Below are 21,840 nucleotides of genomic sequence, written 5' to 3'. Positions count from 1 at the left end.
GTGTAGATCTGCGTGGTCGACAGGCTGGCATGGCCGAGCAGTTCCTGGATGGTGCGCAGGTCGCCGCCGCGGCCGAGCAGATGCGTGGCGAAGGAATGGCGCAAGGCGTGCGGCGTTGCGGTGTCCGGCAGGTTGAGCGCCGAGCGCAGCTTGGCCATCTCGCGCTGGACGATGGCCGGGTTGAGCGGGCCGCCGCGCGCGCCGCGAAACAACCGGCCCTTGGGGTCGAGATGGTAGGGGCACAGCCGGCGGTATTCGGCAACCGCCCTGAGCGCCACCGGCAGCACCGGCACCAGCCGCGTCTTGCCGCCCTTGCCGGTGACGCGCAGCACCGTGTCGGCCTCCGACGCCAGTTCGGCGCCGGCAAGGCCGAGCGCCTCGGAAATGCGCAGGCCCGAGCCGTAGAGCAGCGTCAGCACGGCGGCGTTGCGGGCGGCGATCCAGGGTTCCTCCGCCAATTGACCCTCGACGGAAACGACATGTTTTGCGTCACTGGCCGTCAGCGGTTTCGGCAGTGATTTTGGTTGGCGAGGCGCACGCAGGGCCGCCGCGCCCGCTGCGTTGGCGAGACCACGCCGTTCCAGAAAGCGCAAGAGTGAGCGAATGCCGGCCAGCCCCCGGCCGAGCGTGCGGGCGCCTGCGCCTTCGTTGCGGCGGGCGGCGAGAAAGCCGCGCAGGTCGGCCGGGCGCAGATCGGCGATGTCGGCTATGCCGGGCGGGCCGCCATTATGACCCGTCAGGAAATGCAGGAACTGCCTGGTGTCGCGCTCGTAGGCTTCCACCGTCTCGGGCGACAGCCGACGTTCTCGCGCGAGCATCTTGAGCCAGCTTTCGCGCGCCGCCTGGAGGTCGGGCTTTGCCGGGATAAGGAATTCCTGCATGGCGTCGTTCCGGTTCGCCGTCATTTTCCGGCAGCCGGGTTAGGAAGCGGTGAAGAGGCGTCATTGAAATGACAATCTGGTGGGGCTAGGAGTCGACCGGCGGCAAGTCAAAACCGTGGTGATTGGCCAAACGGGGTATCCGCAAATAGAGAGTTGCAGGAACGAAACCCGTGAGCCTTTCTGAACTGCCGTGGGTTTGATCACCGTAACGAATGGGTCCTCGGGTCTGCGCAGTCGCTTCGCGCCTGCTCCGCCCGTGGATGACGAAGGTAAAAGCGCGCCATGAGCAAGCCCCAGAACCCCGTCCAGATGGCCGTGATCGGCGCCGCTCACGGCATCAAGGGCGAATTGCGCGTCAAAACCTTTACCGGCGATCCGCTGGCGCTCGCCGATTACGGGCCGCTTTACGCAAGGGACGGCCGCGCCTTCCAGATCATCGACATAAGGCCCGCCAACACCGTGGTCGTGGTGCGCTTCAAGGGCGTCAGCGACCGCAACGCGGCCGAGGCGCTGGCCGGCACGGAGCTGTTCGTCGATCGCTCCATGCTGCCCGATGACGGCGAGGAGGACGAATTCTATCATGCCGACCTGATCGGTCTGGAGGTTCGGGACGATACGGGAGCCGTCCTTGGTAAGGTCGTCGCCGTGCACAATTTCGGCGGCGGCGACATCCTCGATGTGACGCTGGCCGGGCGCAAGGGCGTGTTGATCCCGTTCACGCAGACCGCTGTGCCCGAAGTGTCGATCGCCGAGGGTTTTGTGCGCGTCGACCCGGCGGCGGCCGGGCTGGTCGAGGACGAGGACGGCGAAGCGCCGCGCGAGGAAGGCTTCGACCCGAAGGGCAGGCCGCGCGGCCCGAGGGACGCCGGGGGCAACCGGTGAGCTTCTCCGCCTCCGTGCTTACGCTCTACCCGGAAATGTTTCCGGGTCTGCTTGGCCTGTCGCTGGCCGGGCGGGCGCTGGAGGCCGGTACATGGTCGCTGCAGGCGATCCAGATCCGCGACTTCGCAACCGACCGCCACCGGACTGTCGACGACACGCCGGCCGGCGGCGGCGCCGGCATGGTGATGCGCGCCGATGTCTTGGCCAGGGCGATCGACCATGCCTCGCCCGAAGGCGATTTGCGGCCACGGCTGCTGATGAGCCCGCGTGGAAAGCCGCTGACGCAGGCGCGCGTGCGCGAACTGGCCGCCGGGCCGGGCGCCGTCATCCTGTGCGGCCGCTTCGAAGGCATCGACCAGCGGGTGATCGACGCGCGAGGATTGGAGGAAGTCTCGGTCGGAGACTTCATTCTGTCCGGTGGCGAGCCGGCGGCGCTTGTGCTGCTCGACGCGGTGGTGCGGCTGCTGCCCGGCGTCATGGGCAATGCGGTGTCGGGTGAAGAAGAGAGCTTTGAAAACGGCCTGCTCGAACACCCGCATTACACGCGGCCGCAGGATTTCGAGGGCCGGCCCATTCCCGAGGTGCTGACCTCGGGCAACCACGGCAAGATCGCAGCTTGGCGGCGGGCAGAGTCGGAGAAGCTGACTCGAGAACGGCGGCCGGACTTGCTCGGCTCTCCTCAGCCCTTGGCGAAATAGTAGAAAGCCAAGAACAGCCCGACCGCGACGACGAAGCCACGCACCACGTTCTGCGGCACGCGCTTGGCGATCCACACGCCGGCATAGCCGCCCAACGCGCCGCCGGGGATCATGACGATCGCTTGCGGCCAGGCGACGACGCCACCCGAGACGAAGACGACGATGGCGACCGCTGCGATGACCATGGCCAGCATGTTTTTCAGCGCGTTCAGGCGGTGGTAGTCGCCGGCCTGGGTCAGGCCGAGCGTCGCCAGCATCATCACGCCCATGCCGGCCCCGAAGAAGCCGCCATAGATGGCGGTGACGAACTGCGCCAGCGAGCCGGCCAACGAGCCCACAGAAGCCTCATGCCCCGGCTTGGGTGCGGGCTTCAGCCACGGCCCGGCGGCGAACAGCGCCGTCGCGGCCAGCAGCAGCCACGGCACCAGGACGCGAAATGACGGATTGTCCAGCGCCAGCAGGATGAGTGCGCCGGCCAGTGCGCCGAGCGCCGATATCAGGCAGAGCAGCAGGGCGCCACGCCAGAAATGGCGGATGTCGTCCCGGTAGGCCAGCGTCGAGGTGATGTAGCCGGGAAATTGCGTCACCGAGGAGGTCGCGTTGGCGACGATCGGCGGCAGGCCGACCAAGGTCATGGCACCGAAGGTGATGAAGGTGCCGCCGCCCGCGACCGCATTGGCGGCGCCGGAAAGAAAACCCGCCATGAATAGCAGGACCGCGTCGAAAAAGGACATGAGGATGCCGCCGGAGAACTATGGTTGCCCCGCCTTAGGCAGCTTGAAGGGCCCTTGCAACCCGGTAGTGGACAGATACGATGGTGCACGCGAGCAAAAAAGACGCGGCCAAGACGTGACAAAGCGTCGAAATAGCTGTATGTGCCCGCCGAACCGGGAGAAATCTGCCGGACCCGTCAACAATGGCGGTGTAGTCGCCCCTGCCCGATGTTTTCGAACAAAGGGCATAGCCGAGCGGTCATTGGAACTGCAAGGCGAGCGCCGGGCGCTCTGACTGTCGGAAGAACAAGAAGTGGATTATTGAGATGGATCTCATCCGTCAGATCGAGGCCGAACAGGCCGCCAAGATCGAAGCAAAGCGCAAGCTTCCCGAATTCCAGCCCGGCGACACCGTGCGCGTCCAGGTCCGCGTGACCGAAGGCACCCGCACCCGCGTCCAGGCATATGAAGGCGTCGTCATCGCCCGTGCCGGTTCGGGCTTCCAGGAAAATTTCACCGTCCGCAAGATCTCCTACGGCGAAGGCGTCGAGCGCGTGTTCCCGGTGTTTTCGCCAATGGTCGAAGGCGTCGAGATCGTGCGTCGCGGCAAGGTGCGTCGTGCCAAGCTCTATTATCTGCGCGACCGTCGCGGCAAGTCGGCCCGTATTTCGGAGAACACCGGCGTGCGCGCCCGCAAGCTCAATGATGAGGAGCGCGACGCGCTGAACGCCGAGAAGGCGCGCATCGAGGCCGAGAAGGTTGCCGCCGCGCAGGCGCTGGCCGCCGAGACGGCCGCCAAGGAAGCCGCCGAGAAGAAGGCCGCCGACGAGGCCGCCAAGGCTGCGGAAGCCGCCGCCGCCGAATAAAGGCTTTGGACAGACATTCTGAAGAAGGCGGCTTCGGCCGCCTTTTTTCGTTTCGGAGCCCGCCTTTTGCCAAATGCGGGCTTCCAAAGCGGGATTGATTTCTATAATACGGTACACTAATTAATCGTGTACAAATTAATTTTGGAGACTTGATATGACCGCACTCTATTCGACTCAGGCTCGTGCCGTCGGCGGCCGCGCCGGCCACGTCCAGACCGATGACGGCCTGCTCAGCCTTGATCTCGCAATGCCGAAGGAGCTTGGCGGCAAGGGTGGCGCCACCAATCCCGAACAGCTTTTCGCCGCCGGCTATGCCGCTTGCTTCGAAAGCGCCATGCGGTTTCTCGCCGGCAAGCAGAAACTGCCGCTGCGCGATGCCTCGGTGACGGCCACTGTCAGCCTCCATCCCAACGGTCAGGGCGGTTTCCTGCTCGGCGTTTCCCTGGCGGCCGAGACGAAAGGTCTTGATCAGGCGTCCGCCGAAGCGCTTGTATCGGCAGCGCACCAGATCTGCCCCTACTCCAACGCAACCAGGGGCAATATCGAGGTGGCGATTTCGGCAAAGGCGACATGACGGCGAAAACCAAAGACACGGCCAACCAGGTCCCGGCGGCTGACGCCGGGACAAGCGCGGTCCCAAGGCTCAGCGACCAGCTCTGCTTCGCGCTCTATTCGGCGAGCGGATTGATGACGAAGCTCTACCGGCCGTTGCTCGATCCGCTTGGCCTGACCTATCCGCAATATCTGGCCATGCTGGCGCTGTGGGAGCGCGCGCCGAGCACGGTGGGCGAGCTCGGCGAGGCGCTGGGCCTCGATTCGGCGACGCTGACGCCGCTGCTCAAGCGGCTCGAGGCCGGCGGCCTGGTTACGCGCCGGCGCGATCCTGCCGACGAGCGCCGCGTGCTGGTCGAGCCGACAGCCAAGGGCCAAGCCTTGCGCGAGCGCGCCAGGGACATCCCCGCCGCCATGCTCTGCAGCACGCCGCTCGACCCAGCCGAGTTGAAGTCGCTGCACGGCACGCTGACCCGCTTCGTCGCCGGGCTGCGCGAGGCCGATGCCGGAGCGCCGCAGCGCGGCTGATCGGCCACGGCAAGGATCGTTCCCCAAAATCCCGGCCGAAAGTATCTATTTGCGTTTTTCGCCGGCCGTGGCGCAGCGGAGCGTCTTGCATGGCGCTTGCGGAGAGCTAAAGTCGGCGCCGGATTTCCTTTGCAAGCCCGGCCCGTGTCCGGGCGCTTTCACTTCCGGGGAGTGTGTCATGACAAAATCGAAACTGCTGCTGGCCGGCCTGCTTGCCGTCATGCTTGCGCCCGTTGCCGCCTTCGCCCAGGCGCTGCCCGATCTCGGCGGCAAGAAAGTGGTGGTGGTGACGGAAAACGCCTATCCGCCGCTACAGTTCATCGATGCCAAGACCGGAAAACAGATCGGCTGGGAATATGACGCGATGAACGAGATCGCCAAGCGGCTGAATTTCACCGTCGAGTACCAGAACACGTCCTGGGACGCGATGATCCAAGCGGTTTCCGACAACCAGTACAACATCGGCATGACCGGCATCACCATCAAGGACGACCGCAAGCAGAAGGTGGATTTCTCTGACCCCTATATGCGCTCGGAACAATTCATGTTGGTGCGCGGCGACGAGAGCCGCTTCACCGACGCCAAGACCTTCGGCGCCTTCAAGGACGGGCTGATCGGCGCGCAGGCCGGCACGACGCCCTTCTACACCGCTGTCTACAGCGTGCTGGACGGCAATGAGCAGAACCCGCGCATAAAGCTGTTCGAGACGTTCGGTGCCACCGTGCAGGCGCTGAAGACTGGCGACGTCGATGTGGTGCTCACGGACGGCACTGCGGGCAAGGGCTATGTCGACGCTTCCGAGGGCAAGCTGAAGCTGATCGGCGGCCCGCTCGGCACCGAGGATTTCGGCTTCATCTTTCCCAAGGGCTCCGACCTGGTGAAGCCTGTCAACGCCGCGATCGCCGCGCTCAAGACCGACGGCACGTTCGATGCGCTGAACAAGAAATGGTTTCTTGATTACAAGATGGGGCAGTAGTTCGTCTTGATGCGGGCGGTGCGCGTGCGGGAACTCGCGCTGAGTTTGCGCTTGAACGCCCCCCTCTGCCCTGCCGGGCATCTCCCCCTCAAGGGGGGAGATTGGCAGCTTGGCCTTCGTCCCACATGCAGCATCGATGAAGATTGGCGAAGGCCGATGAGACATCTGATCTCCCCCCTTGAGGGGGAGATGTCCGGCAGGACAGAGGGGGGCGCCTTGGCGCCTGCCTTGCGCACTATGCACCTCGCCGGCCACGCCTGATGGCCCCCCCACCATCCTCCGTCAAACCTGAATTCCCCTGGTGGCTGGCCGCCGCCCTTGTCCTTGCCTTGGCCGCCGCGCTCGCCATCGCCGCCAGCGATCTTTATGCCCAGGTCTTCGCCACTGTTGCCAAGGGCATCGGCGTCACCGTCTTCGTCACCATTGTCGCCTTCGCGCTGGCCTCGATCATCGGCCTCGGCATCGCGCTGATGGGATTGTCGGGTTCGCAGTGGCTGCGGCAGATCGCGCGTTTCTATGTCGAGATCATCCGTGGCGTACCGATCCTGGTGCTTTTGTTCTGGATCGCGTTTGCCGGCGCACCGGCTTTCGTCGCAGCCTGGAACGCGCTGACCGCGCCGCTGCAGAGCACCGGCTATCTCGGCGAGTTGCAGGTGCGCGACGTCTCGCTCTTGTGGCGCGCCGTCATGGCGCTGACCATCGGCTATTCCGCCTTCATCTCCGAAGTGTTCCGGGCCGGCATCCAGGCGGTCGAGAAGGGCCAGATCGAAGCGGCCAAGGCGCTCGGGCTCACGCGGGCGCAACGTTTCCGGCTCATCGTCTTTCCGCAGGCGATCCGTACCATCCTGCCGCCGCTCGGCAATGACTTCGTCGCCCTGGTCAAGGATTCCTCGCTGGTCTCGGTGCTCGGTGTCGCCGACATCACGCAGATGGGCAAGGTCTATGCCGCCGGTTCCTTCCGCTTCTTCGAGACCTATTCGATAACAGCCTACATCTATCTTATCCTGACCGTCGGCTTGTCTTTGGCGCTCCGGGCGCTGGAACGGCGGTTGCGCCGCCAGCATCAGGAATAGTGTTTCGGCAAGGACGGCGTTACGCTCCGGTTGCGCACTGGAGGAGGAGCATGCCCATGAACGTCGACAAGGCCAATGCTGCGCTGGATTCGGTCTATACGGCCGATACGCCCGAAACCCTGGCGCAGGCCTATGCCGCATGGGCCGCGACTTATGACAGCGAGACCGCCTCGCTCGGTTATCTCCTGCCGTTCCTCATCACCGCCTGGGTGGCGCGCCACGTGCCTGCGGGCGAAGGGCCGCTGCTCGACGCCGGCTGCGGCACTGGCCTGTCCGGGCCGTCGCTGAAGGCGCTGGGCTACGGCGATATCGCCGGGCTCGACCTGTCGGACGACATGCTGAAGATCGCCGGCAGCCGCAACGCCTATGGCGAGCTGAAGCAGGCAATGCTGGGCGGCCCGCTGCCCTGGCCCGACGGCCATTTCCGCGCCTTCTTCTCGACCGGCGTGTTCACCATCAGCCATGCGCCGGCTTCCGGCCTGCACGAACTGGTGCGCATCACGAAGAAAGGCGGCCACGCCATCTTCACCGTGCGCGACCAGGTGTTCGAGAGCGGTGGTTTCCAGGCCGTCTTCGACGAGCTGGAACGCACGGGAAAATGGCGGCTGATGGAGCAAAGCCCGTGGTTCCGCTGCTATGCGATTGCCGAGCCGGATGCGCTGGTGAAGACGTTTGTCTTCGAGGTGCTTTGAACCGCGGGTCCGCCAAGCTTGGTGCGCATCCCCCGGAGGCGTGGACGCGAGGACGAGGAACCCAGGTCCCGCGCAGCCACCGCCAATTGCCGAAAAGCCAAAACATTGCTATCTACCCCGCCATGGAAGAGCTTTTTGGCGATCCGGCCTACAAGGGGTTCGTGCTGCAGGACAGAAAACGCCTGCCGTCGCGCTTCTCCGCGCGCGTCTGTGGCGCGCCGACCAGCCGACTTACGCGGGCCGACTGATCAACTCGTTTCGCCTGACATCTCGGCGTCTGCCCTTCCCTTTCTCATATCGACGGATTTACGCACATGAGCGCACCGCGCACCCTCTATGACAAGATTTTCGACGACCACGTCGTCGACCGCCAGGACGACGGCACCTGCCTGCTCTATATCGACCGCCACCTCGTCCATGAGGTGACCAGCCCGCAGGCCTTCGAGGGCCTGCGCATGAGTGGCCGCAAAGTCCGTCATCCCGAAAAGACGCTGGCCGTGGTCGACCACAACGTCTCGACCTCGCCCGAGCGCAAGTTCGGCATCAAGAACGAGGAAAGCCGCATCCAGGTCGAGGCTCTGGCCAAGAACGCCAAGGATTTCGGCGTCGAATATTATTCCGAGAATGACATCCGCCAGGGCATCGTCCACATCATCGGGCCGGAGCAGGGTTTCACCTTGCCCGGCATGACCATCGTCTGCGGCGACAGCCACACCTCCACCCACGGCGCCTTCGGCGCGCTGGCGCACGGCATCGGCACGTCGGAGGTCGAGCACGTGCTGGCGACGCAGACGCTGATCCAGCGTAAGGCCAAGAACATGCTGGTGCGCGTCGACGGCCAGTTGCCGGAAGGCGTCACCGCCAAGGACATTATCCTCGCCATCATCGGGGAGATCGGCACCGCCGGCGGCACCGGCCATGTCATCGAATATGCCGGCGAGGCGATCCGCTCGCTGTCGATGGAAGGCCGCATGACGATCTGCAACATGTCGATCGAGGGCGGCGCGCGCGCCGGCCTGATCGCACCTGACGAGACGACCTTCGCCTATGTCAAGGACAAGCCGCGCGCGCCCAAGGGCGCCGCCTGGGACGCCGCGCTCGCCTACTGGAAGACACTGCAATCCGACGAAGGCGCGCATTTCGACAAGGTGATCGTGCTCGATGCGGCCAAACTGCCGCCGATCGTCTCCTGGGGCTCTTCCCCGGAGGATGTTGTCTCGGTGCAAGGGATTGTGCCGAACCCGGAAGACATCACCGACGAAAACAAGCGCACCTCAAAGCAGCGCGCGCTCGACTATATGGGCCTGACGCCGGGAACGAAGATCACCGACATCGCCCTCGACCGTGTCTTCATCGGCTCCTGCACCAACGGCCGCATCGAGGATCTGCGCGCCGCCGCCAAGGTGGTCGAGGGCAGAAAAGTCAATCCGCGCGTCAACGCCATGATCGTGCCGGGCTCCGGCCTGGTCAAGGAACAGGCCGAGGCCGAAGGGCTGGACAAGATCTTCCTCGCCGCCGGCTTCGACTGGCGCGAGCCGGGCTGCTCGATGTGCCTTGCCATGAACGACGACCGGCTGAAGCCGCATGAGCGCTGCGCCTCGACCTCGAACCGCAATTTCGAGGGCCGGCAGGGCTTCAAGGGGCGCACCCATCTGGTGTCGCCGGCCATGGCTGCGGCGGCGGCGATCGCCGGCCACTTCGTCGATATTCGCGACTGGAAGTAAATCGCGGCTGGTTCGATCGAAACGCAAGGGCCCGGATCGCGATGCGATTCGGGCCTTCTGCTTAAGCGTTCAGAGCATGTTTGGAGCTTCACCGGTCGTCGCGGCGGATGATCTCGTGGAACTGCTCGCGGCGCCCGGGTTCTTCGGCGGCGACCACCAGGGCCAGCCCGCGTTCATCGAAGAGTTTGAACCATTCGTCCCACTCGACCAGCTCATAACCTCCGGCATTGATCGGGCGCTCCGGCTGGTCTTCGTCCTCATAGGCGTGCTGGCCGAATACCAGCCGCAGCATCGCCTGCGTGCCGGCCTCGGGCGACACGTCGACAATGGCCGGAAAGCCGGCGCGTGAAGCGGCCCATGAACGGATTGCCTCGTGATCGGTCAGGGTGATTGTATCGGCCATTATCGGTTCCTCTTCTGCGCTGGACAAACGCAGGTCCGGCGCGCCGGTTCCACGTCACGCTCCGCACCAGCGTGACGCATATTCGCTTTCGCTTAACCGCTTGTTTGGGCTTGCAGCCTAAGGTCTTCCCCGACGTCAAGCGAGGGGAAGTCACGGTCCTTTGGACACCGGCCTGCTGATAGCGTTGCTAAACCCGACGATCGCGCTGGCCCTCGGCGCGGCGTTCCTCGTGCTTTGGTTCTATCAGCGCCACCGTCCCTATCTGGCCGTGCTGGCGGTAAGCTATTCGCTTGCGGCGGCCGGGTTCCTGTTCCAGCATTTCACGCTGCCCGTTGGCCTGGCACCGTCGAAGCTGCTCTCCAACCTATGCTTCTGCGTTGCCGGATCCTGCCTGGCCGGCGCGATCGTGGCGCGGCATGGCCGGCGAGTGCCCTATGCCGGGCTTTGCGTCTTGGCGAGCGGCGGCATGGCCGCCTTTTGCTGGTTCCTGTTCGTCCAGCCGGACCTGACATGGCGGGTCCTCGTCATCAATTTCGCGCTCGGCGGCATCAGCCTGGTGGCGGCCGCCGAATTGCGCAAGGTGCGTGGCAATGGCCCGACGGAAAATATCCTGTTCGTCCTGGCGTTGCTCGCGGGGCTGAATTTCTTCGTGCGCACGCTTGCCGTCATCGTCGCGCACGGGCCTTTCGCGACCTATGACGAGCTCTATACATCATCCTATTGGACGACGGCGTTGCTGTCGCATGCGCTGCTGTCGCTGCTGATCGCGCTTTGCCTGTTCTCCGCCGCCGCGCTCGACGTGATGAAGGCGTTGAAGGTCGAAACCTACACAGATCCGCTGTCTCGCCTCCTCAACCGGCGCGGCTTCGAGCAACGGGCGGCACTGCTCTTGCAACGCTGCGCGGCGGCGAAATTGCCGGTGGCCCTTGTGCTGGCCGATCTCGACCACTTCAAGGCGCTCAACGACCTGCATGGGCATGCCGCGGGCGACCGGGTGATCGCCGACTTCGCCGCCAAGCTTCGCGCCGCCGCCGGTACGCGCGGTGAGGCCGGACGTATCGGCGGCGAGGAATTCGCGGTGCTCCTGCCCTTGACCGATCTTGCCGCCGCGCGGCTGCTCGCAGAGGCCGTGCGCGTGGCCTACTCGGCCGGCGGCGTCGACGGACTTCCGCCCGGCACCAAGGTCACCGCCAGTTTCGGCGTGGCGGCACGCAGCGGCGACGAAGCGCTGGAGCCGTTGATGCGCCGCGCCGACGAGGCCCTCTACAAGGCCAAGAAGAACGGCCGCGACAGCGTGCGCCTGTCCTATGAGCGGCCGGAAACGCTGTTCGTGCCGGAGCCGCTCAAAGCCGGCTGAAGGCGATCGGCCTGACGTCTTCACCATCCAGGACCGCGCCGCACCGCTTCGTTCCTTGCTTCGCCCTGAAAGGCGATGGCAAACATCCTTCGGCCAATCCCCGAGGCGTGCGCGAGCCTCCGATATGACCTGACGTTAACTTCTTTTTCGCCCGTCGATGGTTTGCTGCCGTCAGGGGCTTTGGGAAATCATGGGCGGCGCGGACTTCATCCTTGTCATCAATCTGTTCGTTGCCGGGCTGCTGGCGGCGGCCTTCATGGCGATTGCCGTCTATGACATCGGACGCGTCTCGGCACGCTGGCTGGCGTTCGGTTATGTGCTGGGCATGGCCTATTTCGTCGTGGAATTCAGCATCCCCGCCTTCGACAATGCGCGGCTGGTGGTCGTCGCAGCCTTTGCCGTTTTCCTTGGCGCCACCATCGCCTTCAACGGCGGGCTTGCGCATAGATACGGCGTGACGCCGCCCTGGTCGGCGATGCTCCTGATCCTGGCCGTTGCGTCTGTCGCGGTCTATTTCGCCCAGGATCTGCCGCGCCAGTCCCTAGTCAGCAAGATGGCCTACCAACTGCCCTACGCCGTCATGCAGCTTACCGGGTTCGGCATTGTCTGGTCGTCCAGGCAAAGGCGTGACCGGCTCGATCGGATGCTGATGGCGGTGCTGGCGGCCAGCGCCATGCAGTTCGCCAGCAAGCCATTCATCGCCGATGCGCTTGGCGGCCGCGGCGCCGCCCCGCAATCCTATCTGCAGACCAGCTATGCCCTGGTATCGCAATCGCTCGGCACCGTGTTCGGCGTGGCGCTGGCCTTGCTGGCGCTGGCCATACTGGTGCGCGACGTGCTCGCCGAGGCGACGTCGAAATCGGAAACGGACACGCTGTCGCGGCTCCTCAACCGCGGCGGCTTCGAGCATCACGCCGAGAGGGCGCTGGGGGACGCGGCGCGCCGGGGCGTCCCAGTCGCGCTGGTCATCGCCGATCTCGACCACTTCAAGTCCATCAACGACAATTACGGCCATGCCTCGGGCGACCGGGTCATCGAGGCCTTTGCCCGCTTCCTGCGCGAGGCCGCGGCCGACCACCATGTCGCCGGTCGTATAGGCGGCGAGGAGTTCGCCATCATCCTGCCAGGCACCAACCTTGCCGCCGCGCGGCTGTTCGCCGAAAGCGCGCGCAGCGCCTTCGGGACGCTGCCCATCGACGGGCTCCCCGCCGACAATCGCTGCACGGCAAGCTTCGGCGTCGCCGAGCTTCGTGCCGGCGAGCATTTTTCCGGTCTGATGCGGCGTGCCGATGAAGCGCGCTATCGGGCCAAGGATGCCGGGCGCGACTGCGTGCGCGTTTCCGCCGGGCCAGCCAGGCCAGAGGCCGTGGCGCTGTTCAGCGGCAGGGGCTGAGCTCGGGCATTTCGCCGTCGGAGAGGCCATACATATAACTGCGCCCCTTCACGAACACCGGCGGCCGATAGCAGTCGCCATAGCCCGACATCTCCTCAGCCCCGTTCTCGTAGATCACCTTGGGCTGGCCGGCGCTGGTATAGTCGGACAGCTGCTTGGCGAGCTTGCCTTCGCCGACGAGGATGCGCTTGTAGCCGGCGGCACTGTCGATGACGAGATTGCCGAAGGAATCGGCGTAGACCCGATCCTGGTGGCGTCCGTCCGCCAGCGCCGGCGCGGCGAAGCCGACGGCCAATACCGCCACTGTGAGCGCCGCAAGGCGCGATCTGCCCGAATTCGAACGCATGCCGTCCTCCATGTTGGAGACAAAGCCTCCTCGAATCGGAAATTAACCTTTTCTTAACCTTTGTTAAGAGGCTGGCGCGGTTCTCACCCATGTCTTGATAAACATGGTTAACGAGGCACATGACGCGATCGTGATCGACGGTCGCGAGGCGCTGGTGATGAAAGCGGGCTCGGCGCCACTGACCTGCACCCGCTGAGCCGAAGCCCGCGCCCGCCACATATATGCTGCACCGCAGCGAGAACGGGCCGGCTTGGCATCGTCGACGCCTAATCGATTGAAGCCCGGACCTGCCTTTTAATCAGACTAAATTACGTTTTCGAAACGGTTTTCTGGCTTTGACGCGGTGCAAAAAGAGCATTAGAAACCGGCTGTCCGAAGTCGCAACCGGAAGCGGCAATGCCGCATTTCCACCTGAGGCTCCAGGAACGCCGAACTGGGGGAGCCATGAGCAAATCACCAGCCACCCGCGAATTCGCCAGACGTGAACGGCCGCTTTCGCCGCACCTCAGCGTGTACCGGCCGCCGATCACCATGACGATGTCGATCATCCATCGCATCACCGGTGGCGCGCTCTATTTCGGCACGCTCCTGGTCGCGATATGGCTGATGGCGGCGGCGAGCTCGCAAGCCACTTTCGATTGGGTGAGCTGGGCCTTCGGAACCTGGCTCGGACGGCTGATCCTGTTCGGCTACACCTGGGCGCTCATGCACCACATGCTGGGCGGCGTGCGCCACCTGATCTGGGATACCGGCGCCGGTCTCGAAAAGCATACCGCCTCCAAGATCGCCTGGGCGACCCTGGCCGGCTCGGTCCTGCTCACGCTGCTGATCTGGATCGCCGGCTATATGGCGCGAGGAGCCTGACCATGAGCACTGGAAAGACCGACATGCGCACGCCGCTGGCGAAAGTCCGCGGCCTGGGCTCGGCCCGCGAAGGCACCGGGCATTTCTGGCGCCAGCGCCTCACGGCAATCGCCAACATCCCGCTGATCCTGTTCTTCACCGGGTTCCTGGTCGCGCTCAACGGCGCCGGTTATGCGGAGGTGCGGGCAGCGCTCGCCAACCCGCTCGTGGCGCTGATGATGGCCCTTGTGCTCATCTCGCCGCTTTATCACATGCGGATCGGCATGCAGGTGATCATCGAGGATTACGTGCATGGCGAAGGCATGAAGCTGGCGCTGATCGCCCTCAACACTTTCTTCACCGTAGCGGTCGGCGTGGCTTCGCTCTTCGCCCTGCTCAAACTGACATTCGGAGGCTGACGTTTTGGCCAAGGACGCGAAAGAAGCCAATACGGCAGGCTATACCTATGTCGACCACAAATTCGACGTCGTGGTCGTCGGTGCCGGAGGCGCGGGACTGCGCGCTACGCTGGGCATGGCCGAACAGGGCCTGCGCACCGCCTGTATCACCAAGGTTTTCCCGACCCGCTCGCACACGGTGGCGGCGCAGGGCGGCATTGCCGCTTCGCTTTCCAACATGGGCCCGGACTCCTGGCAGTGGCACATGTACGACACCGTCAAGGGTTCGGACTGGCTGGGCGATGTCGACGCCATGGAATATCTGGTGCGTGAAGCGCCGGCCGCCGTCTACGAACTCGAGCACTACGGCGTGCCGTTCTCGCGCACGGAAGAGGGCAAGATCTACCAGCGGCCGTTCGGCGGCCACATGATGAATTACGGCGATGGCCCGCCCGTGCAGCGCACCTGCGCGGCCGCCGACCGCACCGGCCACGCCATCCTGCACACGCTCTACGGCCAGTCGCTGAAGAACAACGCGCAGTTCTTCATCGAGTATTTCGCGCTCGACCTGATCATGGAGCCGGACGGTACATGCACCGGCGTCGTCGCCTGGAACCTCGACGACGGCACCATCCACCGTTTCTCGGCCAAGATGGTTGTGCTGGCGACAGGCGGCTATGGCCGCGCTTATTTCTCGGCCACGTCGGCCCACACCTGCACCGGCGATGGCGGCGGCATGGCCGCGCGGGCGGGGTTCCCCTTACAGGACATGGAGTTCGTGCAGTTCCACCCGACCGGCATCTACGGGGCCGGCTGCCTGATCACCGAAGGCGCGCGCGGCGAGGGCGGCTATCTCGTCAATTCCGAGGGCGAGCGGTTCATGGAGCGCTACGCGCCGTCGGCCAAGGACCTTGCCTCGCGCGATGTCGTCTCGCGCTGCATGACGCTGGAAATCCGGGAAGGCCGCGGCGTCGGCAAGAACAAGGACCATATCTTCCTGCACCTCGATCATCTCGATCCGGCGGTGCTGCACGAGCGGCTGCCCGGCATCTCGGAATCGGCAAAGATCTTCGCCGGCGTCGACCTCACCAAGGAGCCGATTCCGGTGCTGCCGACGGTGCACTACAATATGGGCGGCGTGCCGACCAATTACTGGGGCGAGGTGCTCAACCCGACGATCCTTAATCCCGATCTGGTCTCGCCCGGCTTGATGGCGGTAGGCGAGGCCGGGTGCGCCTCGGTGCACGGCGCCAACCGGCTGGGATCGAACTCGCTGATCGACCTGGTCGTGTTCGGCCGCGCGGCGGCGATCCGTGCCGGCCAGGTCATCGACCGCAAATCGGCAATCCCGTCGCCCAACCAGGCCTCGGTCGACAAGATCATGGACCGCTTCGACCGGCTGCGCCACGCCAACGGCTCGACGCCGACGGCGGTTCTGCGCGAAAAGATGCAGCGCGCCATGCAGGAAGACGCGGCGGTGTTCCGCACGCAGGAATCGCTGGAGAACGGTTGCAAGCGCATTTCGCAGATCTGGGGCGAGCTCAAGGACATAAAGGTTTTCGACCGCTCGATGATCTGGAACTCCGACCTGGTGGAGACGCTGGAGCTGGAAAACCTGATGGCCAACGCCATCACCACGGTCTACGGCGCCGAGGCGCGCAAGGAGAGCCGTGGCGCGCACGCGCGGGAGGATTTCTCGGCCCGCGACGACGCCAACTGGCGCAAGCACACGCTCGCCCATCTGAGCGAGACCGGTGAGGTGACGCTCTCCTACCGCCCGGTGCACACCGAACCGCTGCTGGCCGAAAAGGACGGCGGCATCAGTCTCGCCAAGATCGCGCCCAAGGCCAGGGTGTATTGAAATGACGTCCAGCCGCGTCATCCGAAAGGACCTGAGGTAATGGTCGAACTCACGCTCCCCAAGAACTCGAAGATCCAGCAGGGCAAGACCTGGCCGAAGCCGGAAGGCGCGACCAATCTCAGGGAATACCGCATCTACCGCTGGTCGCCGGATGATGACGAGAACCCGCGCATGGACACCTATTTCGTCGACATGGACGATTGCGGGCCGATGGTGCTGGATGCGCTGCTCTGGATCAAGAACAAGATCGACCCGACGCTGACCTTGCGCCGCTCCTGCCGGGAAGGCATCTGCGGCTCCTGCGCCATGAATATCGACGGCTCCAACACGCTCGCCTGCACCAAGGGCTGCGACGACATATCGGGTGCTGTCAAGATCTACCCGCTGCCGCATATGCCCGTCATCAAGGACCTGGTGCCCGATCTCACCAATTTCTACGCCCAGCACGCCTCGATCGAACCGTGGCTGAAGACGGTCTCGCCGCAGCCGGCCAAGGAATGGCTGCAGAGCCATGAGGAGCGCGAGAAGCTCGACGGGCTCTACGAATGCATATTATGCGCCTGTTGCTCGACCTCTTGCCCGAGCTATTGGTGGAACGGCGACCGTTATCTCGGCCCGGCAACCCTGCTGCAGGCGTATCGCTGGCTGATCGACAGCCGCGACGAGGCCACGGGCGAGCGGCTCGACAATCTCGAGGACCCCTTCCGGCTCTATCGCTGCCACACCATCATGAACTGCGCGCAGACCTGCCCCAAGGGCTTGAATCCGGCCAAGGCGATCGCGGAAATCAAGAAGATGATGGTGGAGAGAAGGGTTTAGGCGCTCGCTCGCGGCAATCTTGAACGCAGCGATCCTTCGCGCCCCCTTTCTCCGGCAGGACAAAAGGGGCGCTGTCTTGCCAGCTTCAAAAAGGATTGCAATCCAATGACGGACCTCCCCATCCTGTCTCCTCCCGAAGCGCGTGTGCTCGGCTGCCTCATCGAGAAGAAGGAGCTGACGCCGGACGTCTATCCGTTGACCCTCAACGCAGCGCTTGCCGCCGCCAACCAGAAGACGGCGCGCGAGCCCGTCATGGCGCTGGAGCAGACAGAGGTGCACCGGGCGCTGAAGCTGCTCGAGCAGAAGGGGCTGGTGCGGCAGATGTTCGGCTCCCGCGTCGAGCGCTACGAGCACCAGATGGCGCAGCGCTTCTCGCTGACCACGCCTCAGACCGCCTTGGTCGGTCTGCTTTTGCTGCGCGGGCCGCAGACGGCGCATGAATTGTTGGCACGCAGCGAGCGCATGGCAAGGTTTTCATCGATCGAGGATTTGCGCGGTGAACTCGATATGCTGATCGGCCGTCGACCGCCGCTCGTTCAGGAAATCCCGCGCGGTCCAGGCCAACGCGAGGACCGCTATGTGCATCTCCTCGCCGGGCCGGTTGACGTTGCCGCCCTGTCGGCGCAGCGCACTGCATCGGCCGTGCCCGCTTCCGACCTCGAAGCGAGAGTGGAGGCGCTGGAGCAGGAAGTCGCAGCCCTTCGCGCCCGGCTCGACGCGCTGGGCGCCTGAGCGGTCGGGCGTGTCCGGCGCGACCATGCGCGCCGGGATGCCGTGGTCTCAGCCGAGCCTGGCGTCGAGCGATACGTTGATGGCGCCCAGCGCTTTGGAAACAGGGCATTCGGCCTTGGCCTTCTCGGCCAATTCCTTGAACTTCGCGGCGTCGATGCCGGGCACCTTGCCGACAAGGGTGATCGCGCTGCCCGTGATGCCGGTGCCGGGAACCAGCGTCACCACGGCCTTGGCGTCGAGCTCGGCTGCCGGGGTGCCGTTCTCGGCCAGGAAATGCGACAGCTGCATGGCGTAGCAGCCGGCGTGCGCGGCCGCGATCAGCTCTTCCGGATTGGTGCCGGATTTGCCGCTCTCGTCCTCGAAGCGTGCCTTGAACGAATAGGGCGTGCCGTTCAGGGTCCCGCTCTGGCTGTCGAGCGTGCCTTTGCCGTCCTTCAGATTGCCCTTCCAGACGGCGGTTGCGGTGCGGTCCATGAATTCCTCCTTGGTTGTCGTGAACTTGTCCAGGTGAGCCCAGCGTCCGGCCAACTATAACGCGGGCATGCGCGAAGACCACTGCGCTGTTTGGACCACAACGTGATGACGGTTCATTCCTTTCGAAAAAAAAACTGCGTGCAAAAATGTCGGCTTCCATTCGGCCCGGCCGTCCTGCGGGCGACCACGGGATTGTGGCCGGATGGAGGTTCACATGGACAATCTGTTTTTCGCAATATGGAAGACCCCGGGCCGCAAGGCTCAACGACGGCAAGACTTCTGGCTGGAGCCACCGCCGTCCGGTGTCCGCAGGCTGCTGGCGGCTGTCGCCATCATCGCGGTCGCGGCATGCCTTCTCGACCATGCGGCAGCGGTCGAAGGCAAGGCTGACACGCTCGTCACCGCATCCTATGATTCATCGCAGCAAGGGAGCGCGAAATGAAATATGTCTGCCTGGTCTATGGTGAGGAGAAAGACCTCTACGCGCTCACCCCGGAAGGATCGGCCAAGCTCGACGCCGATTCGCTGGCCTATGACCGGTCCTTGGACCAACAAGGCAAGCTCATCGTCGCGCAGGCGCTGCAATCGGTGAAGACCTCGAAAACCGTGCGCCGTCGCAAGGGCAAGCGGCTGGTCACCGACGGCCCGTTCGCCGAAACCAAGGAGCAGTTGCTCGGCTTCGTCATGATCGAGGCGAAGGACCTCCAGGAGGCACTGGACATCGCCGGCGGCATTCCGCTGGCCGAACTCGGCACGATCGAGGTCCGGGCGATCTATGACGTGCCCGGGTCATAAGCGGCGCGGCGGGTCAGATCGCCTCGCCCTTCAAAAGGCGCGGCGTGCCGGCTGAAAGCCCCGACGCCTGGCGGATGAAGAATTCCTTCAGCCGTGGCATGCGCTCGACCAGGCCGAGGCCGATGTCGCGCACCGCGCGCAGCGGGCCGATATCGTTGGAAAACAGCCGGTTCAGCACATCTGTCGTGACGCCCATCTGCACCGTGTCGAAACGACGCCATTGCTGGTAGCGCTCGAGCACGTCGAGCGCGCCGATATCCTGGCCCAGCCGGTCGGCCTCGACGATCACCTCGGCCAGGGCGGCGACATCCTTGAAGCCGAGATTGAGGCCCTGGCCGGCGATCGGGTGGATGCCGTGGGCGGCATCGCCGGCAAGCGCCACGCGCGGCGCGACGAAGGCGCGCGCGATGGTAAGACCCAGCGGCCAGGCGCGCGGCTTATCGGCGACGCGGATCTCGCCAAGCTTGAGGCCGAAACGCTGTTCCAGCTCATGCTCGAAGAGGAGGTCGTCGCCGGCGACCAGCGTCTGAGCATCTTCCGACCGCTCGACCCAGACGATCGACGAGCGGTTGGAGCCGTCCTCGCCCGGCTTCAGCGGCAGCGTGGCGAAGGGGCCGGCGGGCAGGAAATGCTCTTCGGCACGGCCGTTGTGGGGCCGTTCATGTGCCACGGTGCAGACGATGCCGGACTGGCCGTATTCCCACTTCACCGTCTTGATGCCGGCCATGTCACGCAGCTTCGAATTGACGCCATCAGCGGCGACCAGCAGCCTCGCCTTCAGCGTCGCGCCGTCGGCCAAATGCACGGTGATGCCTGCACCATTGGTTTCGAACCCTTGCACGGCAACGCCTTCGATGATGTCGACGCCGAGCTTTTCGGCGCTGCGGCGCAAGGCGCCGTTCAGCACCCGGTTGGCCACCATATGTGCGAAGGGCTCGCCCGGCGCCACCTCGCCGTCGAAAGTGAGGAAGACCGGGCGCACAGGATCGGCGGCACGCGAATCGGTGATGATCATCTCGGTGATTGCCTGCGCTTCCGGCGCGATCTCGGCCCAGACGCCGAGCCGCTCGAGCATGCGGCAGGCGGCCGCCGCAATGGCCGAGGCGCGCCCGTCCCTTTGCCAGGAGCCGGCGGGTGCGGCATCGACCAGGGCCACGGCAAGCTCCGGTTGCGCCTGTTTCAGCGACACGGCGGCAGCCAGGCCGACATAGCCGGCGCCGGCGACCAGAACATCGAGCCCGGACCTGGTTTTCGCCTCTGCCTTGCCTTCCATGGTCTTCGCTCCTTGCAAGCCAGCCTGCCATCCGCCCTTGACGGCCCGTCCTTCCTGTCGGAAACCCGCCGAGGAAATCTTGAGGCGAGGTCACGACACATGACGGCGGCCATGGACGAGCTTCTGCGCATTCTCGACCTCGAGAGGCTGGAACACAATCTGTATCGTGGTCGCAGCCCCCAGGTGGAGTGGCAGCGCGTCTTCGGCGGCCAGACCATCGCCCAGGCGCTGGTGGCGGCGCAGCGGACCGTCGAGCCCGACCGCTACGTGCATTCGCTGCACGGCTATTTCATGCGGCCGGGCGACATCAAGGTGCCGATCATCTACGAGGTCGACCGCATCCGCGACGGCGGCTCCTTCACCACCCGCCGGGTACTGGCGATCCAGCACGGGCAGGCGATCTTCTCGCTGGAAGCCTCGTTCCAGGTCGATGAGAAGGGGCTGGAGCACCAGTTCGCTTTGCCTGACGACGTGCCGCCGCCGGAAGAGCTGAAGACGCAACGCCAACTGCTCGAAAAGGCCGACCGGGTGCCGGAAGCGGTGCGACGCTTCTGGGCGCGCGAGCGACCGCTGGAGCTCAGGCCGGTCAATCTCCAGCACTATGAAAGCCGTGACAAGCTGCCGCCCCGGCAGAATGTCTGGATCCGCCTCGCCGGTCCCGTCCCAGACGACCGCGCGCTGCAATCGGTGTTGCTCGCCTATCTCTCCGACATGACGCTGCTCGACACCTCGACCTTCGCGCATGGGCGCGGGCTGTTCGATCCCGACATCCAGGCGGCCAGCCTCGACCATTCGATGTGGTTCCACCGCCCGCATTCGCTCGACGGCTGGCTGCTCTACGCGCAGGACAGCCCCTCGAGCTCGGGATCGCGCGGATTCAGCCGCGGCACGCTTTATGCCCGCGACGGCACGCTGATCGCCTCGATGGCCCAGGAAGGCTTGATCCGGCTCAAGCGTTGAGCAGTCCTTTCGACCAAAGCCCGCCAAATAGGCGTTTTCTGAAAACTGCTTAATTATTGAGCAGAAGCTGTGCCGCGCTCATCGGTACGGTGCGATCGCCGGTGCGTCAATTCCTTTGTTTACAACCAGTTAACACGCTGCTTCGGCAATTGGCACGGAGCTTGAATCCTCGTCGGCACTCTCCGGCTCCTCGGGATCGGTGAAGGTGTGCAAACGCGGGGGACCGCAACAGCAAAAGGGTGAAACCTTATGAAAATCGTGATGGCAATCATCAAGCCGTTCAAGCTCGACGAGGTACGCGAAGCGCTTACCGCCGTCGGCATCCAGGGCCTGACCGTCACCGAAGTCAAAGGCTACGGGCGTCAGAAGGGGCACACGGAAATCTATCGCGGGGCGGAATACGCGGTCAGTTTCCTGCCGAAGATCAAGATCGAGGTCGCGGTCAGCGCCGACATGGTCGACAAGGCCGTGGAGGCCATCACCGCAGCCGCCAAGACCGGTCAGATCGGCGACGGCAAGATCTTCGTTTTCGGCATCGACCAGGCGGTGCGCATCCGCACCGGCGAAACAGACACCGACGCGCTCTGAAGCGGCGAACACG

26 protein-coding genes are annotated in these 21,840 nt (G+C 64.7%); 20 read left to right on the top strand and 6 right to left on the bottom strand.

Features of this window, described 5'->3' with window-relative positions:
- A partial coding sequence (locus FJ428_RS11755; protein ID WP_140563957.1) for a tyrosine recombinase XerC occupies positions 1-881 on the bottom strand: 881 nt, incomplete at its 3' end.
- Positions 882-1,163: 282 nt separating this feature from the next.
- Here FJ428_RS11755 and rimM point away from each other — a divergent pair.
- Together rimM and trmD are read left to right on the top strand one after the other, a co-directional pair.
- Complete coding sequence (rimM, locus tag FJ428_RS11750) at positions 1,164-1,763, top strand: ribosome maturation factor RimM (protein ID WP_140879472.1); 600 nt, start codon at positions 1,164-1,166, stop codon at positions 1,761-1,763.
- Positions 1,760-2,461, top strand: a complete 702-nt coding sequence (trmD, locus tag FJ428_RS11745) for a tRNA (guanosine(37)-N1)-methyltransferase TrmD (protein WP_140559272.1) — start codon at positions 1,760-1,762, stop codon at positions 2,459-2,461. Before rimM ends, trmD begins: the two co-directional genes overlap by 4 nt.
- On the opposite strand, the gene FJ428_RS11740 is transcribed toward trmD, so the two are convergent.
- The gene (locus tag FJ428_RS11740) at positions 2,443-3,195 is read right to left on the bottom strand and encodes a sulfite exporter TauE/SafE family protein (protein WP_140625664.1); all 753 of its coding nucleotides are present in this window, start codon (positions 3,193-3,195) and stop codon (positions 2,443-2,445) included. The genes trmD and FJ428_RS11740 overlap by 19 nt on opposite strands.
- Positions 3,196-3,500: 305 nt before the next feature.
- Here FJ428_RS11740 and rplS point away from each other — a divergent pair, with 305 nt between their 5' ends.
- The 7 genes from rplS (at position 3,501) to leuC (ending at position 9,585) form a co-directional block, all read left to right on the top strand.
- Entirely contained in the window at positions 3,501-4,040 is a 540-nt protein-coding gene (gene rplS / locus FJ428_RS11735; protein ID WP_140518090.1) for a 50S ribosomal protein L19, read from the top strand.
- A gap of 154 nt (positions 4,041-4,194) precedes the next feature.
- Positions 4,195-4,614: an organic hydroperoxide resistance protein gene (locus FJ428_RS11730; RefSeq protein ID WP_140879471.1), complete on the top strand. Its 420-nt coding sequence runs from the start codon at positions 4,195-4,197 to the stop codon at positions 4,612-4,614.
- Positions 4,611-5,120 carry a MarR family transcriptional regulator gene (locus FJ428_RS11725; RefSeq protein WP_140879470.1) on the top strand — a complete coding sequence of 170 codons (510 nt, stop codon included), beginning with the start codon at positions 4,611-4,613 and terminating at the stop codon, positions 5,118-5,120. Before FJ428_RS11730 ends, FJ428_RS11725 begins: the two co-directional genes overlap by 4 nt.
- 178 nt (positions 5,121-5,298) lie before the next feature.
- Positions 5,299-6,096: a transporter substrate-binding domain-containing protein gene (locus FJ428_RS11720; RefSeq protein ID WP_140524675.1), complete on the top strand. Its 798-nt coding sequence runs from the start codon at positions 5,299-5,301 to the stop codon at positions 6,094-6,096.
- Between the two features lie 260 nt (positions 6,097-6,356).
- Positions 6,357-7,169 carry an amino acid ABC transporter permease gene (locus FJ428_RS11710; RefSeq protein ID WP_140492737.1) on the top strand — a complete coding sequence of 271 codons (813 nt, stop codon included), beginning with the start codon at positions 6,357-6,359 and terminating at the stop codon, positions 7,167-7,169.
- 56 nt (positions 7,170-7,225) lie between these two features.
- A complete protein-coding gene (locus FJ428_RS11705; RefSeq protein ID WP_140524674.1) occupies positions 7,226-7,861 on the top strand; it encodes a class I SAM-dependent methyltransferase in 636 nt (211 codons plus the stop codon).
- A gap of 314 nt (positions 7,862-8,175) precedes the next feature.
- A complete protein-coding gene (gene leuC / locus FJ428_RS11695; RefSeq protein ID WP_140673928.1) occupies positions 8,176-9,585 on the top strand; it encodes a 3-isopropylmalate dehydratase large subunit in 1,410 nt (469 codons plus the stop codon).
- Between the two features lie 88 nt (positions 9,586-9,673).
- Here leuC and FJ428_RS11690 read toward each other — a convergent pair whose 3' ends face one another.
- A complete protein-coding gene (locus FJ428_RS11690) occupies positions 9,674-9,988 on the bottom strand; it encodes a hypothetical protein (RefSeq protein ID WP_140492726.1) in 315 nt (104 codons plus the stop codon).
- Between the two features lie 160 nt (positions 9,989-10,148).
- Between FJ428_RS11690 and FJ428_RS11685 the strand changes: the two genes are divergently transcribed.
- Both FJ428_RS11685 and FJ428_RS11680 read left to right on the top strand, forming a co-directional pair.
- Entirely contained in the window at positions 10,149-11,345 is a 1,197-nt protein-coding gene (locus FJ428_RS11685) for a GGDEF domain-containing protein (RefSeq protein WP_140662750.1), read from the top strand.
- Between the two features lie 190 nt (positions 11,346-11,535).
- Positions 11,536-12,738, top strand: coding sequence for a GGDEF domain-containing protein (locus FJ428_RS11680; RefSeq protein ID WP_140879469.1), 1,203 nt, complete (start codon positions 11,536-11,538; stop codon positions 12,736-12,738).
- On the opposite strand, the gene FJ428_RS11675 is transcribed toward FJ428_RS11680, so the two are convergent.
- Complete coding sequence (locus FJ428_RS11675; protein WP_140654923.1) at positions 12,722-13,084, bottom strand: hypothetical protein; 363 nt, start codon at positions 13,082-13,084, stop codon at positions 12,722-12,724. The two genes, FJ428_RS11680 and FJ428_RS11675, sit on opposite strands and share 17 nt — an antisense overlap.
- 444 nt (positions 13,085-13,528) lie before the next feature.
- Here FJ428_RS11675 and sdhC point away from each other — a divergent pair, with 444 nt between their 5' ends.
- The 5 genes from sdhC to FJ428_RS11650 all read left to right on the top strand — a co-directional run bounded on the left by sdhC (position 13,529) and on the right by FJ428_RS11650 (position 17,737).
- Complete coding sequence (sdhC, locus tag FJ428_RS11670) at positions 13,529-13,948, top strand: succinate dehydrogenase, cytochrome b556 subunit (protein WP_140518100.1); 420 nt, start codon at positions 13,529-13,531, stop codon at positions 13,946-13,948.
- A 2-nt stretch (positions 13,949-13,950) separates the two neighbouring features.
- Positions 13,951-14,346, top strand: a complete 396-nt coding sequence (gene sdhD, locus FJ428_RS11665; protein WP_140879468.1) for a succinate dehydrogenase, hydrophobic membrane anchor protein — start codon at positions 13,951-13,953, stop codon at positions 14,344-14,346.
- A gap of 4 nt (positions 14,347-14,350) precedes the next feature.
- On the top strand, positions 14,351-16,186 hold the full coding sequence (sdhA, locus tag FJ428_RS11660) for a succinate dehydrogenase flavoprotein subunit (protein ID WP_140879467.1): 1,836 nt from the start codon (positions 14,351-14,353) through the stop codon (positions 16,184-16,186).
- A gap of 39 nt (positions 16,187-16,225) precedes the next feature.
- Positions 16,226-17,005, top strand: coding sequence for a succinate dehydrogenase iron-sulfur subunit (locus FJ428_RS11655; RefSeq protein WP_140518103.1), 780 nt, complete (start codon positions 16,226-16,228; stop codon positions 17,003-17,005).
- Between the two features lie 105 nt (positions 17,006-17,110).
- Positions 17,111-17,737 carry a DUF480 domain-containing protein gene (locus tag FJ428_RS11650; protein WP_140559263.1) on the top strand — a complete coding sequence of 209 codons (627 nt, stop codon included), beginning with the start codon at positions 17,111-17,113 and terminating at the stop codon, positions 17,735-17,737.
- A 48-nt stretch (positions 17,738-17,785) separates the two neighbouring features.
- Here FJ428_RS11650 and FJ428_RS11645 read toward each other — a convergent pair whose 3' ends face one another.
- A complete protein-coding gene (locus FJ428_RS11645) occupies positions 17,786-18,211 on the bottom strand; it encodes an OsmC family protein (RefSeq protein ID WP_140492697.1) in 426 nt (141 codons plus the stop codon).
- 214 nt (positions 18,212-18,425) lie between these two features.
- Here FJ428_RS11645 and FJ428_RS11640 point away from each other — a divergent pair, with 214 nt between their 5' ends.
- Positions 18,426-18,653 carry a hypothetical protein gene (locus FJ428_RS11640; RefSeq protein ID WP_140554839.1) on the top strand — a complete coding sequence of 76 codons (228 nt, stop codon included), beginning with the start codon at positions 18,426-18,428 and terminating at the stop codon, positions 18,651-18,653.
- Positions 18,650-19,006, top strand: a complete 357-nt coding sequence (locus FJ428_RS11635) for a YciI family protein (RefSeq protein WP_140492691.1) — start codon at positions 18,650-18,652, stop codon at positions 19,004-19,006. Before FJ428_RS11640 ends, FJ428_RS11635 begins: the two co-directional genes overlap by 4 nt.
- 13 nt (positions 19,007-19,019) lie before the next feature.
- Here FJ428_RS11635 and FJ428_RS11630 read toward each other — a convergent pair whose 3' ends face one another.
- Positions 19,020-20,279: a ubiquinone biosynthesis hydroxylase gene (locus FJ428_RS11630; RefSeq protein ID WP_140554838.1), complete on the bottom strand. Its 1,260-nt coding sequence runs from the start codon at positions 20,277-20,279 to the stop codon at positions 19,020-19,022.
- Between the two features lie 99 nt (positions 20,280-20,378).
- Between FJ428_RS11630 and tesB the strand changes: the two genes are divergently transcribed.
- Both tesB and FJ428_RS11620 read left to right on the top strand, forming a co-directional pair.
- Positions 20,379-21,239, top strand: coding sequence for an acyl-CoA thioesterase II (tesB, locus tag FJ428_RS11625; RefSeq protein WP_140492686.1), 861 nt, complete (start codon positions 20,379-20,381; stop codon positions 21,237-21,239).
- 249 nt (positions 21,240-21,488) lie between these two features.
- On the top strand, positions 21,489-21,827 hold the full coding sequence (locus FJ428_RS11620) for a P-II family nitrogen regulator (RefSeq protein ID WP_013528889.1): 339 nt from the start codon (positions 21,489-21,491) through the stop codon (positions 21,825-21,827).
- Positions 21,828-21,840 lie beyond the last annotated feature (13 nt).

This window comes from Mesorhizobium sp. B2-8-1, from assembly GCF_006440955.1.
Taxonomy (GTDB): Bacteria; Pseudomonadota; Alphaproteobacteria; order Rhizobiales; family Rhizobiaceae; genus Mesorhizobium.
This window is presented reverse-complemented; position numbering and strand designations above follow the sequence as displayed.